7 protein-coding genes are annotated in these 17382 nt (G+C 41.3%); 5 read left to right on the top strand and 2 right to left on the bottom strand.

Translation table 11 applies throughout. From position 1 onward, the window contains the following. The first annotated feature begins 222 nt into the window (after positions 1-222). The 5 genes from lepB to VB740_RS26685 all read left to right on the top strand — a co-directional run bounded on the left by lepB (position 223) and on the right by VB740_RS26685 (position 10176). Positions 223-864: a signal peptidase I gene (gene lepB, locus VB740_RS26705; protein ID WP_323202875.1), complete on the top strand. Its 642-nt coding sequence runs from the start codon at positions 223-225 to the stop codon at positions 862-864. Between the two features lie 824 nt (positions 865-1688). Beyond that, positions 1689-2471: an MOSC domain-containing protein gene (locus tag VB740_RS26700; protein ID WP_323202876.1), complete on the top strand. Its 783-nt coding sequence runs from the start codon at positions 1689-1691 to the stop codon at positions 2469-2471. 499 nt (positions 2472-2970) lie between these two features. Beyond that, on the top strand, positions 2971-6612 hold the full coding sequence (locus VB740_RS26695; RefSeq protein ID WP_323202874.1) for an ATP-binding protein: 3642 nt from the start codon (positions 2971-2973) through the stop codon (positions 6610-6612). Beyond that, positions 6609-8444 carry an EAL domain-containing protein gene (locus VB740_RS26690; RefSeq protein WP_323202873.1) on the top strand — a complete coding sequence of 612 codons (1836 nt, stop codon included), beginning with the start codon at positions 6609-6611 and terminating at the stop codon, positions 8442-8444. Before VB740_RS26695 ends, VB740_RS26690 begins: the two co-directional genes overlap by 4 nt. Before the next feature lie 268 nt (positions 8445-8712). After that, positions 8713-10176 (top strand): response regulator, encoded by a 1464-nt coding sequence (locus VB740_RS26685; protein ID WP_323202872.1) that lies wholly within the window; start codon positions 8713-8715, stop codon positions 10174-10176. 297 nt (positions 10177-10473) lie between these two features. Here the strand turns inward: VB740_RS26685 and VB740_RS26680 are convergent, their stop codons facing one another. Both VB740_RS26680 and VB740_RS26675 read right to left on the bottom strand, forming a co-directional pair. After that, positions 10474-12153, bottom strand: a complete 1680-nt coding sequence (locus VB740_RS26680; RefSeq protein ID WP_323202871.1) for a response regulator — start codon at positions 12151-12153, stop codon at positions 10474-10476. Between the two features lie 2 nt (positions 12154-12155). After that, positions 12156-17261: a PAS domain S-box protein gene (locus VB740_RS26675; RefSeq protein ID WP_323202870.1), complete on the bottom strand. Its 5106-nt coding sequence runs from the start codon at positions 17259-17261 to the stop codon at positions 12156-12158. Between the last annotated feature and the right edge of the window lie 121 nt (positions 17262-17382).

Below are 17382 nucleotides of genomic sequence, written 5' to 3'. Positions count from 1 at the left end.
AAGGTGATGTCTCTGTTTTTCTTTCCTCTATTACTACTAGCTAGGCAGTTACAAAAAAAGTTTATTTTTAATTTATGAAGCACTCCGTCAAATCCACAATCTAAAATTGGTAGTCAAGATGAGAACATGAGTAGGAAATTAAAATTTTCCCGTTAAGATTAATAAATAAAGTCTCACTAGGCGAGTTAAATACCTACATTTTTCCTTCCCTTAAGTAATTTCATGCAAAATCAAGTGTCTGATAACAACTCTAGTCAACAACCCGATAATTCTTGGATCGCAGAGCTAGGTAGAACAGTGGTACTGAGCATTGTTTTAGCTTTGGGAATTCGTACCTTTGTTGCTGAAGCACGCTGGATTCCTTCTGGATCGATGGAACCGACTCTACATGGTACGCCAAACCAGTGGGAGGCAGACAAAATCATTGTCGATAAGTTGAAGTATAAATTTGCTAACCCACAGCGGGGAGATATTGTAGTATTTTCACCTACAAAAGAGCTACAAAAAGAACAATACCAGGACGCTTTTATTAAACGTGTAATTGGCTTACCTGGAGAAAAAATACAACTTAGGGATGGCAAAGTCTATGTCGACAACAAACCCCTCCCAGAATCTAATTACCTCGGCTCTGGTCAGAGTACAGTCATTGATGTTTGTCAATCAGGGGCACAGCCACCTTTTTTAGCGAAACCCCAGACTATACCAGCTGATTCATATTTAGTACTAGGCGATAATCGTAACAATAGCTACGATGGTCGCTGCTGGGGTGTTGTACCCCGCGAGAATATTATTGGACGGGCTGTAGTTCGGTTCTGGCCTTTAAATCATGTTGGAGGAATAGATAAATCGCCAGTATATCCATAATGAATAATATTATTGATGTTCTCCTGGTTTAACAAGTAACGCGAGTGTTTGCTTGCTCAAAAAACCAGAGAATTCTTGAGTCTTAGGGAAACCAATATTTAACCTTAGGCCTACACCTGCTTTACGCTAACGCCAAGCATCTTGAGCGGCTGCCACATTTCTATCGGTTGCGTAGCCGCAATTTAAACAAACATGAATGAATGTGTTCTAATAGCTTTTTTTGTCTACCTCAGTTTGGCAATTTAGGCAAATTTGACTTATTTTGCGACTATTTACTTTCTAAAAATACACGCTACACTTCAAGCAAGTGTCCAAATCCAGCATCTTTGCACAGTTAGTATAACGTATCATCCAGATACTCACTCAAGTACGTATGCCTGTTTAACCATTAGACCTGCCCTGAAAATAGGGAGTGGGGAGTCAATACTTTTCGGTTAAGGGGGAAAGGGGAAAGGGAAAAGGTTTGAATTTACCTTTACCCCTTACCCTTTAACCTTTCCCCCAGACCAAAAAAGAGATTGTTGGGTTTATCCGAAAAGTATTGAGTGGGGAGTAGGGAGTAGGGAAAATAAATTTTCATTGCTCCTTGTGAGTGCAATTCATGGAGTCTCTTGCAAAAGGAACTTTTGCAAGAGATAGGGAAAGGGGAAAAGGGCAAAGGGAAATGAACTTTTCCATCCCTTTCCCCTTCTCCCTTACCCTTTTCCCCACTTCTGCAAGAAGTCTATTGTTCCATCAGGTATAGCGCGAGATTGTCTAAACTTAACCGCTCCAATTTTAGGCGCTCAGACTTTTCGCAAAATCTAAAATCCAAAATTACTATGATGCCTTACCTAGCCAAGATTTTACTGTATCCAGTTAAGTCACTGGATGGTGTTGAAGTTGAGAACGCTAGAGTTCTTGCCAGTGGAGCACTACAGCATGACCGCGAGTTTGCCATTTTTGACAGACAGGGTAAATTTGTCAATGGCAAGCGTCATCAGAAAATCCATTTGCTCAGGGCACAATTTACAATCTTAAATAGAACTATCTCGTTGCAAATGCCAGACGGCGACTCACACCAAATTTTTCATTTAGATGAAGAACGGCAAGCATTAGAAGCAACTTTGAGCGATTTTTTTGAGTTTGCTGTCACATTAAGACAAAACTCTCTGATGGGTTTTCCTGACGATACACACTCACTTGGTCCAACAGTGATTAGTACAGCAACATTGGCAGAAGTAGCTTCTTGGTTTCCCGGTTTAAGTGTAGATGAAATGCGCCGGCGGATGCGTGCCAATATCGAGATTGATGGTGTACCAGCATTTTGGGAAGATCGGCTATTTAGTGAACAAGGTGATTTAGTCTCCTTTCGAGTGGGAGATGTGGATTTTTTTGGGGTTAACCCATGTCAGCGTTGTATAGTCCCAACACGGGATTCTTATTTAGGGGAAGCTTACGCAAACTTCCAAAAAATCTTTGCTACCCAGCGACAAGCAACTCTGCCAAATTGGGTTGCTTCATCATCTTTTAATCATTTTTACAGATTAAGTGTCAATACTCAATTACCCCCATCATCAGCTGGAAAAATATTACAAATCGGTGATGATATTGACATACTTCCATAATAAAATTAACATTTATTTAAAATAAAAAAATCCAAAGTAAATTTTTTTAGATTTTTTTTGTTTTTACTATGTATTTGCATAAAAAGTTTAAAATTGCTGTTATTAAATATAAGTTTTTGTACAAATTCAGAGGCTTGGAGACGGGAAAATCAAAGCATCAGCAATTAAAAATTAAATTAAGGATTGGGTGCTAATGGCGACCTGAAATTTAGAATGGCATACTGTAACTTATTAGTTAAATTTCAGTTTGACTGATAAAATCTGTTGACACATTGCCAGGTAAACCTGAGCAAATCAATGTGTGAGCACAAAGTTTGAAAATTCGAGGTTGGAGGAACTCAAACACTTAAACAAATAAAGTACATAGTAATTGTTTATACCTGGATTTGCAAAAGTATGTCGTAGTCAAAGCGAGCACATACAGTAATCATCTTGAGAATAAGTGTAGCGGATATGGCAAGCATACCCCTAGTATATGTTGGGGAAGAAGCAAACAACAATGTTATCCAAACTTCAGTCCGTCAAATCCATTAATCGCTTAGTTGGCAGAGTTTATGCCAAGATGCCCCTGAGATATGTTCTGATTGTGCCCTTTATATTGCAAATTTGTGGGGCAGTAGGACTTGTGGGCTATCTTTCGTATCAAAACGGTCAAAAAGCGGTAAAGGAGCTTGCTAATCAATTAGAAAATGAAATCTGCGATCGCATTGAACAGCATCTTGATAGCTATTTAACCACCCCCAAGCAAATCAATCAAATCAACTTAGATGCAATTGAGCTAGATTTGCTAAACCTTTCGGACTTTATAACCACCGGAAATTACTTTTGGAAACAAATGCGGGTTTTCAATGTTGGCTACAACAGCTTTGCCAACCCCAAAGGTGAATTTATCGGTATTGAACGTTTAGATAATGGCACGCTCTTAATTAATGAAGTGACCGAAAAGCATGGTATCGGGAAACTTTATGTTTACAATTCAGACCGGAAAGGGAATCGCCGCCAGCTTCAGCAAGTTAAAAATTACGATCCTCGTGTAGAAGCATGGTATACAGATGCGGTCAAGGCAGGCAAACCAGTTTGGAGCCAAATTTATCAATGGGAAGATAAACCAGAAGTTTTATCTATATCTTCCAGCTATCCTGTTTATGATAAAAATCAGAAACTTGTTGGGGTGATTAGTGTTGATTTGATCTTGTCACAAATCAGCAACTTTTTAGCCAACTTAAACACCAAAAAATTGGGTAAAACTTTTATTTTAGAGCGTTCCGGGTTAATAGTGGCTTCTTCTACTACCGAGCCACCTTACACAATTATTAATGGTCAAATCCAACGTCGATCAGCATTAGATAGTGAAAATTCTTTAATTCGACTCACAACGCAGTCGTTGATCGAACGCTTTGGCAGTCTTGAGATCATGGACGGGAAGCAACAGCTAAACTTTACCGCCGATGGAATGCGTTATTTTGTGCAGTTAAAAAGTTGGAAGGACGAGCTGGGTTTAGATTGGCTAATCGTGGCGGTGATTCCCGAAAGCGAATTTATGGGACAAATTAACGCTAACACCCGCATCACCATTTTGCTGTGCATAATTGCTTTTTTAGTGGCTACAAAAATTGGGATTTTGACTGCTGAGTGGGTAATTAAGCCGATTTTACAATTAAATATATCAGCTAAGAAAATTGCTCAAGGGGAATGGGAGCAAACACCAGAAATTCAGCGTTTCGATGAACTGGGGGAACTAGCCAAGTCATTTGAAACTATGGCAAAGCAACTCCAAGCATCCTTTAGTAGTTTGGAAGCAAAGAATGCTCAAATGCAAGTTTTAAATGAGGCGCTATCTCACAGTCAGAGTCAGCTGACTCAATTTTTAGAAGCCATGCCGGTAGGTGTATTTATCATCGATGCTGAAGGTGAACCTTATTATACAAATCAAATTGGGCAACAAATTCTTGGACAAGGAGCGATCGCCCAAGTTAGTGGTGAACAATTGTCAGAGGTATATCAAGCTTACCTTGCTGGCACAGATCAACTTTACCCCAGCGATCGCCTGCCGATTTTGAGAGCATTGCTTGGGGAAAGCGCCAGAATTGACGATATGGAAATTCGCTATTTTGACAAGATTATTCCCATTGAAGTCTTGGGAAAGCCAATTTATGATGAATCAGGAAAACTTGCTTTTGCGATCGCTACATTTTTTGATATTACCCAACGCAAACAAACAGAGAATTTATTAGCAGAATACAATCGCACCCTAGAGGCTCAAGTAAAAAAACGTACTGAAGAGTTCCAGCAAGCGATTGAACAACTGCAAATCACCCAACAAGAACTGATTCAATCGCAAAAAATTGCCGCACAAGAACAACAAGCCGCCGTTCGTGAGGCGGCACGAAGCGCTGCCGCCAACCTCGCCAAAAGCGAATTCCTTGCTAACATGAGCCACGAACTGCGTACTCCACTCAATGCCATTCTTGGTTTTACCCAAGTCATGAGCCGAGATTATTCGCTATCTGGCGAACATCAAGAAAACTTGTCAATTATTAATCGTGCTGGCGAACATCTACTCAACTTAATTAACGACATTCTAGAAATGTCTAAAATCGAAGCTGGCAGAATCACATTCAATAGCAGCAGCTTTGACTTAATTCATGTATTGAAGAACTTAGAAGAGATGTTGCACTTGCGTGCCGCATCTAAAAATTTAGAATTAGTGTTTGAATATGCACAGAACATTCCCAAGTATATAGAAACGGATGAAAATAAACTGTGTCAAGTCTTGCTCAACCTTTTAGGAAATGCCATTAAATTTACTAATACTGGAAGGGTGACGCTACGGGTGAGACTGGGGACTGGGGACACTTCGACAAGCTCAGTGCATCGCTGGGGAACTGGGGAACAGGGAGAGCAAAATCTTCCTCATCCCCCTCATCTCTTCTTCGAGGTACAAGATACGGGCTGCGGTGTTGCCCCAGAAGAAATTGACTTGTTGTTTGAAGCTTTTGAGCAAACTGAAATCGGCAGAAAATCCCAACAAGGGACAGGGCTGGGTTTGGCGATTAGCCGCAAATACGTGCAACTAATGGGAGGAGATATAACTGTCAGCAGTACGCCTGGTGTTGGTAGTACATTTGCCTTTGATGTTCAGATTGCTCTAACTTGTCCCAGAGAAATCTCGCCAACCCAAATTAAATCCCAGATTATAGCTTTAGCAGCTACTGAAAAAGCATACCGCATCTTAGTAGTTGACGACTCCAAAGAAAGCCGTCTATTGCTAGTTAAGATTCTCACATCTATTGGTTTTGAAGTCAGGGAAGCTACAGATGGTAGTGAAGCAGTTGCTAATTGGGAATCTTGGCAACCACATTTGATTTTTATGGATATGCGAATGCCTGTCATGGACGGTTACGAAGCGACAAGAATAATTCAAGCTAAACAAATGGGGCATGAGGCAGCCAATACGTTGCGTAAGTCCTACCCAAGATTGAAACAGCTGTTGCCATCGAGTAATCAGTACCTTGCACAAGGCTTCCCCGATTCAGGCGACTGCGAAGTTCTCGAAGTTGTACCTATATTCAAAAGCCAGCTAGGCCCAGCGTCTCCCACACCAGAAACAGCTGGTGTCAGGGTAAATGATGCTTCTGGTGCGTCCGCCAATCGAACGCCAATAGCTCTGGCTCCCCCTTGTGACTTCTCCGAGGTAGGGCAGGGTGGCTCCAATACACACACAATCATTATTGCCCTAACTGCTAGCGCCTTTGAGGAAGAACGCCAGAAAATTTTATCCATTGGCTGCGATGATTTTATTCGCAAGCCATTCACACAAGAAGTATTATTGGAAAAACTGAGCCAACATCTAGGTGTAAAGTATACCAACGAAGTAGAAACTACTAATACAATGGTTGTCGATCAACCTACACAGATATTTGTCAGTGCTGCCGAACTCCTGAGCCGCTTATCACAAATGTCACCTGATTGGCTACAACATATTTACTATGCCGCAGCTAGCTGTAGCGATGAACTGATTTTAGAGTTACTCAAGCAAATTCCATCAGATAATGGTCAAGTTTTCAAAGTTCTCAGGGATTTAGCAAATAACTACCAGTTTGAGAAAATCATGGAATTGACTAAAACAAACGTAGAATGAATCACGAGCACTTAGACCCTAATAAAAAAGATATTTTGATCGTTGACGATATGGCGGATAACCTCCGGGTTTTATCCTCGATATTGACAAGGGAAGGGTATAACGTTCGTAAAGCCTTGAACTGGCAAATGGCACTGACAGCAACTCAAACACTGTTACCGGATTTGATTCTACTTGATATTATGATGCCAGAAGTAGATGGCTATGAAATTTGTCAGACCTTTAAAGCTTGGGAGCTAACAGCCGATATTCCGGTGATTTTTATTAGCGCTTTAGATGATGTTTTTGACAAAGTTAAAGCCTTTAAAATGGGTGGTGTCGATTACATCACCAAGCCTTTTGAGTTTCAAGAAGTTTTGGTACGAGTGCAAAATCAACTGGCATTGAGGTCGGCGCGATTAGAAATATTGAAACTAAATGTCGAACTAGAACATCGGGTAAAAGAGCGAACTGGGGAGCTAGAAAACACTCTACAAAAGCTCCAAAAAGAAATCAATTACCGCCAAAAATTACAAAGTAAACTTTTAAATATAGCACTGCATGATTCACTAACTGGATTACCAAACCGAGTTTTGTTTATCAGGCAGCTAGAAAATGCTCTCAATCGGGCCAAGCAAGAATCTAATTATCAGTTTGCTCTCCTATTTTTGGACTGCGATCGCTTCAAAGTTGTCAATGATTCCCTTGGTCATCTAGTGGGAGATGAATTGCTAATAGCCATCGCTCGCCGTCTGCAAGCATGTCTGTTACCTATTCATACTTTAGCACGATTGGGTGGTGATGAATTTGGAATTCTTCTAGAAAATATTACAGATATAAATATAGCAATCCAAGTTGCTGAAAGGATTTTGCAACAGCTATCGCTGGCTTTCAAACTGTCAAGATATGAAGTATTTATGAATGCCAGTATTGGTATTAGTTGGGGCAATAAAAATTACGAGCGCCCAGAGTATTTATTGCGGGATGCTGATACGGCAATGTATCGGGCTAAAGCTGAAGGAAGAGCCAAATATCACGTTTTTAATCCCACCATGCATCAGGAAGCTATTCAGCTTTTAGATTTAGAAAATGACCTCCGAAGGGCTGTTGAAAGGCAAGAATTCCTTGTTTACTATCAGCCAATTGTTTCTCTAACTACAGGCAGAATTTCTGGATTTGAAGCCTTGGTGCGCTGGCAACATCCGAATCGCGGTCTAGTTTCTCCTATTGAATTTATCCCTGTGGCAGAAGAAACAGGTTTGATTAATCCTATCAATACTTGGGTATTACGGTCAGCTTGCCATCAACTGAGCATCTGGCAACATCATCTAGTAACACCAGAACCTCTAACTATCAGCGTCAATTTGAGTGCTAGGTTATTTTCACAGCCTAATTTGGTAGAGCAAATTGACCGAATAATTTATGAAACTAAAATAAACTCTGCTTATTTAGAATTAGAAATTACAGAAAGTGTAATTATGGAAAATACGAATGCGATTAAAATAATTCTTCAAGAATTAAAACAGCGCAAAATCAAGTTAATTATGGATGACTTTGGTACAGGATATTCCTCCTTGAGTTACCTGCATAGTTTTCCTTTGAATGCGCTCAAAATTGATAAATCTTTCGTTAAACGTATGCAGGAAAATAAAGAGAATATGGGGCTAGTACCAGCAATGATTAGCATTGCTAACTCAATGGGAATGAGTGCGATCGCTGAAGGTGTCGAAACACAAGAACAGTTAGCCCAATTGAGAACTTTAAACTGTAATTTTGCTCAAGGATATCTATTTTCTAAACCCATAGAAGAAGAATTGGTTCTTAAGTTACTTGCCACATCACCTCAATGGTAGCTATCAAATAGCACTTGAGAAAAATTCCATTGTTGACGCTCGGCTAGATAATCTGTGCGTATTATCTACTATACTGCTGTAAGCGGGCTATCAAGTTCGCACAGTTCCTAATATGCTAATACCTGTGGTAGTCTGTAAAACTCTCCAAGCACTGTGGGAGTTAGACTAGAAATATAAATAGTTAGGTGAAGTTGATAAAAATTTTCAGGATTACTTCAAATAAACATTTACTATTCTCAATTGTTACAAACATAGCTTTTTATAAATAATGCATTTCAATCAAACTAACCATCATAAAAGAAATATTTTAGTGGTCGATGATACCCCAGATAATTTGCGGCTCTTATCGGCGATGTTGACTGCACAAGGTTTTGAAGTTCGCAAAGCCTTAAATGGTAAAATGGCACTGACTGCGTGTCAAATGGTTTTACCAGATGTGATTTTGCTGGATATCAATATGCCAGATATGGATGGCTACCAAGTCTGTCAACAGCTGAAAGCTGACGATAAAACAAGTGATGTCCCAGTCATTTTTATTAGCGCCCTAGATGATGTTGTAGATAAGGTAAAAGCCTTTGATGTTGGTGGTGTAGATTATATTGCAAAACCTTTTCATGGCGCAGAGGTTGTATTGCGAATTGAAAATCAGATTAATTTACGTTTGCTGCAAGTTAAACTGCAAGAAAAAAACTTTTTACTCCAACAGGCTCTTGACAACTTGCAAGCCTCTCAAGTTAAACAAATTCAGAACGAAAAAATGGTGGCACTGGGGCAACTAGTGGCTGGGCTTGCTCATGAAATTAATAATCCTATCAGTTTTATTTATGGAAATCTCCAATATGCCGGTCAATATGTGCAAGACCTAGTGAATCTGATTGAGGTCTATCAACAGGAATATCCTAAACCCACATCAAAAGTTCAGCAAATAGCCAAAGATATAGACCTGAATTTTCTGATTACGGATCTGCAAAACCTGATAAGTGCAATGTATCGAGGATCTGATCGCATTCGAGAAATTGTACTAGCGCTACAACACTTTTCTCGGCATGATGAAGCAGAGATGAAGCGGGTAAATATCCATGAAGATATTGAAAACACTTTGGTGATGTTACAACATCGACTCAGGGAAACAGCAGACCGTCCCGCAATTGTTGTAGTGAAAGATTATGGTAACTTACCTCTAGTCACTTGTTATGCGAGTGAATTAAACCAAGTATTTATGCATCTGTTGAATAATGCTATTGATGCAATAGAAGAGGGAGTGGGGAATCAATCTCCTACTCGCTACCCCTTAACGCCACTTGAGGAAATCTCAGACGCTCTCTACGGGACGCCCGACGTAGCTTGCTTCCCTGAAGGGGTAAACGAACTTGGTAACGCTACGCTATCGCCCTTGGCGTCTCCCCAACTCTTAGAGATACTACACGAAGGGAGAAGACCGTATCGGCTCCTCTCTACTCCTCAAATTCGGATTCATACAGAGGTGACAGACTTGAATATGGTCAAAATTGCGATCGCAGATAATGGCCCTGGTATAGAAGAGTCGTTGCGATCGCGTTTGTTTGACCCATTTTTTACTACAAAACCTGTGGGTAAAGGTAGTGGGCTAGGATTATCTATTAGCTATCAGATTATTGTCCAAAAACACCAAGGAAATATTACCTGCACTTCTTCTGTTGAGCAAGGAGCAGAGTTTGTGATCGAAATTCCTATTGAGCAACCTCAGCGTTAGGTGATAGCAATTCGCAATTCGCAATTCGCAATTCGCAATTTTAAAAAACTTAGAGCTAGCCTTTTAGGGTTTACATCTGTTTCATAATTTTAGTGGTATTGGTATGATGTCATCTCGTTCCCATACTCCGCATCAAAGCTAGTACCGCAAGGTGAAAGTCAAAAGTTAAAAATATTATGGAATAAGCTCTTTAGGGATTTTAAATGGTTGCTCTATTTTTGCCGTGGCGTACTAGACACTTTTTTGGTCTTGTATTTGCATTTGCAAGATAGTAAAATTTTTGGGTTGCTCTTCTTTTTACTGTGACAGGCTTAAGGGCAGTTGAACTGTGAAGGTTGTCCAGCCTTGAGAACTGTTAACTTCAATTGTGCCTTGGAGATATTCTACTAATTTCTTCACTAATGCTAAACCTAATCCTGTGCCGTTATTTTGCCAGCGATCGCTTTGATTAATCTCGTAAAACTGGTCAAATCTTTGAGATTGTTCTTGTGTCTCACTTCTAGAAATCTGGTAGAACGGGTCAAAGATTCGAGATTGTTCTTTTATGGGTATTTCAACGCCAGAATTACCAATTGTGATTTGAAAATAGGGAACTTGAAAATTATTTGATACACCAGATTCAGCATCATCATTTACGAGACTTTTTGTTGGGGAGATGAACTCGGCAGTTACCGTAATCTTTTCATGATTAGGGCTGCATTTACAAGCATTATTGAGTAACTCTGAGATAATTTCAGTCAGGCTAGCCAAGTCTGAAACTAAAGCTGGTAAATCTGGAGAAATGGTAACTTGCAATATCTGTTGTTTAGCTCGAATACGCGCCTCAAAACCTTCAATAACATGAGAAAGCCAGTTTTGGAGTCGAATTGAAGTTAATTCTAATGGATAGACATCTGCATCAATCATTCGCATATGCAGTAAATCGTCTACTAAATCTAGCTCTTGTTCGCACTGATCGCGCAGGATAGTTAAGTAGCGGGCTACAGATTCAGATGGAGAAGGTGGTTTTAAATTTAAAATACCCTGCCGATCAAGAATATTTTCTAACACCGATATTGCCATTTTGATGTTTGACAAAGGCGTTCGCATCTCATGAGAAGTGGTTGCCAGAAAATCCTCTTTCAATTGGTTTAGGCGTTGGAGTTCTGCCACTTGAATTTCTAGTTGTTGGGTACGTTCAGTTGCAAGATTTCGTTCTTCAGTTAGCCGTCGTTGCGTGTCATCCCGGAAAACTAGTACGGCTCCTGTAATTACACCTTTGTTATCTCTTAGGGGAGTAGCGCTATCGGCTACTGGAATAGTTGTGCCGTCTTTGGAAATTAATAGGACGCGACTGCCTAGATAGATAATAGTTTCTTGCTGGAGAGCTGTGATAATTGGATTTTCTACGGTCAGTTGAGTTTGTTCGTCAATGAGTTTCATCACTTCAGTTAACATCTTGTCTTTAGCTTCATTCCATCGCCATCCTGTCAGGGCTTCAGCTACCTGATTGATGTACTTAATATGCAATTGAGTATCCACTACAATTACTCCGTCACCCATTCCTCGAAGTACGGAACTCAAAAATTGTTCGCGATCGTAGCGATTAAGTGCTGTTTGAATGGCAACGTAGAGTTCTTGCTCCTTGATGGGTTTGAGAATATATCCAAAGGGTGATGTGAGTGTTGCCCGCTCTACAGTACTTTTATCAGAGTGCCCTGTGAAGTAGATAACGGGAATTTGCAAATTCTGCCAGATTCGCTCCGATGCTTGGATGCCGTCCATCTCACCGCGTAATCTGATATCCATTAAAATCAAGTTTGGGCGTAATTCAGTTGCTTTTTCAATTGCGGCTTCTCCTGTATCAGCGATATCTAAAACAGTGTATCCCAGAGACTCTAAATTTTCTTGTAAGTTGAGGGCAAGAATATATTCGTCTTCAACAACAAGAACTCGAACTGCCTCCTTTTTTTGGGTGTTTGATAAGATGCTAATCATGTTTATGCCCGGCTGTTTGTAAAAGTAATTTTAAACTGTGTTCCCTGTTGAGAGTCAATTTCGAGCTTTCCCACTAGCTGCTTAACTAAACCATGTACAAGGGTTAGTCCGAGGGTTTTAGTTGTCTTGCTATCAAAATTTTCAGGTAAACCAATACCATTATCTCGAATAATCAGTGTTAAATTAGACTCGCATTCTTTATAAAAATTAACCTCAATTTCCCCACTATTTTTACCAACAAAGGCATATTTTAAAGCATTGGAAAACAGTTCATTGATAATTAAACCACAAGGAATGGCGGTTTCAATGTCGAGGCTAGCATGAGCAACTTGAATCTTCAGTTGAATTTGGCTGGAACTGACATTATAAGAATTAAACAAATGAGTTGTTAAATCTGGAATGTATTGAGCGAAATCAATATCAGCGAGGTCTTCAGAGCGATATAACTTTTCATGAACTAGGGCAATGGAAGCAATGCGGTTTTGGCTATCGCGCAAAGTTGCAGCTACTACAGGATCTTGTATACGTCTGCACTGCATTTGCAGCAAACTGCTGACAATTCCTAAATTATTCTTAACACGATGGTGGATTTCTTTGAGTAAGACCTCCTTTTCTTTGAGAGAAGCTTTAATTTTTTCTTCTGCTTGCTTGTGCTCGGTGATATCTTGGTGGACAGCTACAAAAACGCTGCCATACTCAGGATGATCAAAGACGGAAGTAGTCGCACTACACCAGAAGGGAGTGCCATCTTTCTTAAGATTATGAACTTCATAGGTTGCCTCACCATTTTGCAAGACAGCAGTCCTAATCGCCTGATTAACATCTTCAGGTTTAGCATGTTCATCACCGTAGTTAAGAATCGACACATGCTGACCGATTAATTCACCAGTTTCGTAGCCAAACATCAGTTCAAATTTAGGATTAGCGTAGACAATAATGGCATCAGTTGCTCTAACCAAGCAAAGTCCCTCTGCCATGTTGCGGGTAATTATTGCTTGCAACTCTAACATCTGTTCAGCGCGTTTGCGATCGCTGATTTCAACTACTACCATGCCCACGCTAATGGGTTGATTGGCTTCAGACTGAATCGGAAAATAGGAAGCCAGCCAAGTCCGAATTACACCGGGGAGTTTGGGAGTTTCTCCAGCAATCTCCAAATCCAGAATCGCTTCACCTGTTGTCAAAACATGTTGCAATAACTGCTCCGGCTTTGGTGTCAAATCGGGGGCAATCTCCCACAGGGTTTTGCCAATATGCGCGGCTGCCGGAATACCATTAATTTTTGCTAATGCTTCATTAATAAATGAGAAACGCAGTTCTTGATCTACAATGCTTACACCAACGGGTGCGCTATTGATGAAGGCATCCAATAACTTTTGCTTGTGAGCAAGTTCTCGCTCCAGAATCTTGCGTTCTGTAATGTCAATCGCTACCCTACCCACTAACTTTTGTGCAGAAAATCCCAGAATTGGGAACTTGTATACTAAAAATACACCAAGGGTGCCGTCTGATCGGGGAGCAACTTCGATCACTTCAATTACCTGATTTGTCTGTGCGACTGTCTGAATGTGAGCGAAATGCTGCCGAGCAATATCATCTGAATAGAGGTCAAAAATGGATTGCCCAATCACCTGTTCGGGTAGTAGTTTCAATGTACTCAGGTATTTTTGGTTTAAGTAAAGTACACGCCCCTCGATATCAGTTATCCAAGCTAGCACTGGGCTATTGTTCATAAATGCCTGGAACCGAGCTTCACTTTCTCGCAGGGCTGCTTCTATTTGTTTCTGAACGCTGATATCAATAATTACGCCGAGCATTCGTACTGCTTCGCCTGCTTCGTTGTAAACGCCGCGCCCTTTACCAGCGAGCCAGTGAATACTGCCATCGGTATAAATGACTCGATATTCAGCTTCATAATTAGTATGCTCTGTTAAGGCATTCATTAAAGCCTGTTCAACTTGTTCAACATCCTCTGGATGAATAGAATTACGCCATAGCTGATACTTCGCGGTTAATGTTTCTGGCTCCAACCCTAGCAAGCGAAAATGGTTGTCGTTCCAGAGGACTTCTCCTGTTTGAACATTCCAATCCCAAAGACCAATGTTGTTAAATTCCAAAGTTAGCCTCAGTTGTTCTTCACTTCTAGCTAAGGCTACTTCGGTTTGTTTGCGTAAGCGAAGCTCGTCGTAGACATCGTTGATGTCCCGATGAGTACCAGTCATCCGCAAAGGATTACCCTGTTCATCTCGCATTACAACTTTGCCGTAGTTGGCAATCCATTTGTATTCGCCAGACTTAGTTCGGAGTCGATAGTCAAATTTGTAGGGTACTGAACTATCCTTTAAGTGATCTGCCAGGATTTTCTCAATCCAAGGCTGATCGTCTGGATGAACTAATCCCTTCCAAGTGCTCAAATCCTGCGGAAGTTCATCAAAGCTGTATCCAAGCATTTCTAAATAGCGGGGGCTGTAATATACCTCTCCAGCGAGAATATTCCAGTCCCACAAACCATCCCCAGAAGCCTCAAGGGCCAACTGTAATCGTTCCTCACTTTCTCGGAGGGCTACTTCTGCCAGTTGACGATCTTCTTCGATACGCTTACGTGCAGTGATATCTGTAACTCGTATTAGGTGCATCACATTGCCTGCAACCGTGATTTCTTTAGCTGCTATATTTCCCCAAAAGGAATTGCCCTGCTTGGTGACATATTCAATTTCTCGACTCCAAAACCCTTGGTGGCTAATTTCTTCGGCAATTGAGTCTAACTCATTAGGGGTGAACTGTCGTTTTTGCAGAATGTGACCTTCAATATTAATGAGTTCAGCTTTACTAGAGGCTGCAAATAGTTTCACTGCTCGATCGTTACAGTCAGTGGTCAGTAATGTTTCTACATCCACCAGAAACAGCGCATCAGCAGACTCATTATAAACAGCTTCTAATAGGTCGCGGCTCTTGATGATTTCTAACTCGGTTTGTTTCCGTTCTGTAATATCTAGCACTGAGCCTAACAGCTTAACTGCCTGTCCTTGAGAATTATAAGCTATCTCTGCTTTAGACTCAATGTAGCGGACTGAGCCATCGGGTCGGATAATTCGATACTCAATATTGAAAGGGGTTTTTTGGGCAATTGCTCGTTCAAAATTGGTCTGGAACAGTTCCCGATCCTCTGGGTGAAGCATCTGGAGGAATTCTGCCTGGGTGGGTTCGCTTTGAGTTGGATTTATACCAAAAATGCGAAAAGTTTCCCTTGACCAGTAGCGCTTTTTCATTTCTAAGTTCCATTCCCAACTGCCTACATGGGCGATTTGTTGAGTAGTGGCTAGCTGCGCTTCACTTTGTTGGAGTTTTTCCTCAGCCTGTTTGTGTTCGCTAATGTCTCCAAGTGAACCGACTAATCGAACTGGATCACCATTTTCATTCCAAATAGCTTTTGCTCGCGATCGCACCCAGCGATAACTGCCATCCTTGCACCGCAGACGATACTCAACGTTATAATCGGCAACTTGCCCAAGCAAATAAGCTTCTTGTGCAGTCATGACTCTGGTATAATCATCAGGATGAATGCGAATACTCCACTCATCATCGCAATCGCTAAGTTCGTTGGGTTCATATCCCAGAATTGTGAACCAACGGGCAGACCGGAAGGTTTGATTAGTAGATATGTCCCAATCCCAAATAGCCTCATTAGTACCTGCGATCGCTAATTGCCAACGTTCTTCACTTTGGCGCAGTGTTTCTTCAGCTTTTTGGCGATCGGTGACATCTACTACTAGCCCATCCCAAGCCACACGCCCATCCTGTAACTGACTTGGCGTAGAGCGAAAATGGAACCATTTGAGTTCTCCACTGGGCGTTCGGATTCGCAGTTGAATATCAAACACAGATAGGTTCAGGCGGGACTCTTCAACAGCTGCCTGTAGACGGGGGATATCCTCCGGGATAAACTGGCGATAAAGCAGAGATGAATCTCTGAGTGCATCTTCTACCTTGACTTCTGTTAATCTTTCAATTCCCCCACTCAGGTAGGAAAAGCGATCGCTACCATCCAATTCCCGGATCACCCGATAAACTGCGCCATTGGGCAAATTATCTCCAATCAAGTACAACATCACTTCCCGTTCATGCAAGGCGAGTTCTGTTTGTTTGCGTTCAGTAATATCTCGCCCTTCTGGAATCAACAAAACAACTTGGCCCGTTTCATTTTGTAGCGGGCGCAGTGAAAAATCGATTGTTGCTACTTGGTTATTTGCGCCGAGAACATCAACTTCATAACGGATAAACTCCCCTTGAGCTGCACGAGCGATCGCTTGTTTTAATTTTTCTTGAGTTCGCGGTGAAATCGTCCACCAGTGTGCTTCCCAAAAGGGACGGTTGATAACATCTTCTAACTTCAGCCCGCCAAAACTTAGCGCAGTCTGGTTCGCCTCTAGTAAAATGCCATCCGGTGTTAGTAAACCGGTGAATTGGAAAGTGTTATTGAAGATAGCGCGGAATCGGCGATCGCTTTCTTGTAGTGCAATAGTCCGTTCCTCCACTTTGGCTTCTAACTCTCTTTTGAGGGTTTGCAGGTTGTGGTAGAGTTGGGCTTTTTGAATAGCGATCGCTAGTTGCACCGTCAGTTGGTTGAGAAATTCTACCTCAGATGTCTGCCATTGTCGGGGGGCAGAACATTGATGCACGATAAATAGCCCCCATGCAACTGCTGAAGTCCCTGAGTTCTCTAATAAAATGGGGACAACTAAATTCGCCTTGACCTGAAACTGTTCCAAAAGTTGAATATGGCGATCGCTTAAACCCGCTTCATAAATGTTCGTTGCTGCCCAGATTTTGCCTTGGCGGTATTCTTCCCCCTGGCTTTGCTGAAAACAGGTATCTTCAATCTCAAATCCCAAAGTTGGTATCCATTGGGGTAAAACCGACTCAGCTATAACCTTACCCTGCATCTGATGATTAAATTGATACACCACCACGCGATCAGCCTTGAGTAACTGACGAACTTCTTTGACACTCGTAGCGAGGATATCCTGAAACTTCAAGGACTTACGAATATCAAGAGCGATCGCTCCTATTAACTTTTGTTGTTCCTGTAGCTGTTTTAGCTGCTGCATTAGCTGTAATTGTTAGCTTTATAACCTACGTACAACTGCCCCATGCCCAATGCCCCATGCCCCATGCCCCATGCCCCATGCCCCATGACCTGAATCAAGCAATTCGGACTTTTTCTTGATT

Source organism: Nostoc sp. UHCC 0251 (genome assembly GCF_034932245.1).
GTDB lineage: Bacteria > Cyanobacteriota > Cyanobacteriia > Cyanobacteriales > Nostocaceae > Nostoc.
Note: the sequence above shows the minus strand (reverse complement) of the source record. Positions and strands in the feature narration are given on the sequence as shown.

Excerpts from the sequence above, each read along its gene's own strand:
- lepB (WP_323202875.1), top strand. The coding sequence starts at position 223 with ATGCAAAATCAAGTGTCTGATAACAACTCTAGTCAACAACCCGATAAT.
- VB740_RS26700 (WP_323202876.1), top strand. The coding sequence starts at position 1,689 with ATGCCTTACCTAGCCAAGATTTTACTGTATCCAGTTAAGTCACTGGAT.
- VB740_RS26695 (WP_323202874.1), top strand. The coding sequence starts at position 2,971 with ATGTTATCCAAACTTCAGTCCGTCAAATCCATTAATCGCTTAGTTGGC.
- VB740_RS26690 (WP_323202873.1), top strand. The coding sequence starts at position 6,609 with ATGAATCACGAGCACTTAGACCCTAATAAAAAAGATATTTTGATCGTT.
- VB740_RS26685 (WP_323202872.1), top strand. The coding sequence starts at position 8,713 with ATGCATTTCAATCAAACTAACCATCATAAAAGAAATATTTTAGTGGTC.
- VB740_RS26680 (WP_323202871.1), bottom strand. The coding sequence starts at position 12,153 with ATGATTAGCATCTTATCAAACACCCAAAAAAAGGAGGCAGTTCGAGTT.
- VB740_RS26675 (WP_323202870.1), bottom strand. The coding sequence starts at position 17,261 with ATGCAGCAGCTAAAACAGCTACAGGAACAACAAAAGTTAATAGGAGCG.